Here is an 861-nt window from a genome sequence, read left to right on the forward strand (position 1 = left end):
TAGCTCAATAGGGCTTGTTTCTTGTGCTACCGCAAAGTAGTTATCCAATACTCGTTTGGCAAACAGTAGCTCTTTTAATGGAATATCACGGCCACTCTCAATTAGCTCTGGAGTTAGAATGTTACTTGAGCTCATGTTCTTTCCTTAAATCAAATGCATCAATCACTTGTCGCAGTCTAAATTATCAAAGCCACAAAGGGAATATCCTATTGAATGAATTTTTATGCAGTAGATTCGACTTTTCTCAATTCAGAATAGAGCACTAGCTACTGGTTAAGCAATTGGTTCAATAACGAAACGGTGTGAACTCAATTGACATGACAAGTTGAAGTGGCTCGAATAGTCTAGTTATCTAAGCCGAAGGGATTGAATAGATACTCTAATATACGCCCCATATCTATGAAATTGTTGAAGGAAAAGATGATGGGGCAGATGACTGAAATGGTAATATCAAGTTATCTTGGTTGGCTAATTGTTTTGATTTGTGCTTATCCTTTTTTGCTGGTTGGAGTCAGCATGTTCTTCTACAGTTCTCGCCGCATTAAAGCGCAGCGGTGGCTAAACTGGACCTGCTTATTGCTGGTACTATTTCTGTTCTATATGCATATGCAAACAGAAATTATCTACGGCAGAGAGCTTCTTGAAGCTTGGTATCGAGATCATCCTGAGGACAGGCCACAATAGTCACCTATGTGGCCTATTTACTGCCTTACAATGGCTTAGCTTCGAGCTGCTTTTTAACAAACCAGTAAGCGACGAGCAGCCAAGCTGCACTTTGTACCCATAGCTGGCTGAAGTTCCCTGCGACCGTCTCCCATGATGCACCCATCTGGTTCAGTGCTAAAAAGCCTTGAATAGCAG

The 861-nt window shown here is 41.3% G+C and carries 1 protein-coding gene; it reads left to right on the plus strand.

All coding sequences use genetic code 11. From position 1 onward, the window contains the following. The first annotated feature begins 432 nt into the window (after window positions 1-432). Window positions 433-684, plus strand: coding sequence for a hypothetical protein (locus tag QTO00_RS20260; RefSeq protein WP_331426352.1), 252 nt, complete (start codon window positions 433-435; stop codon window positions 682-684). Window positions 685-861: the final 177 nt, after the last annotated feature.

The organism is Vibrio sp. M260118, assembly GCF_036533755.1.
Classification (GTDB): Bacteria; Pseudomonadota; Gammaproteobacteria; order Enterobacterales; family Vibrionaceae; genus Vibrio.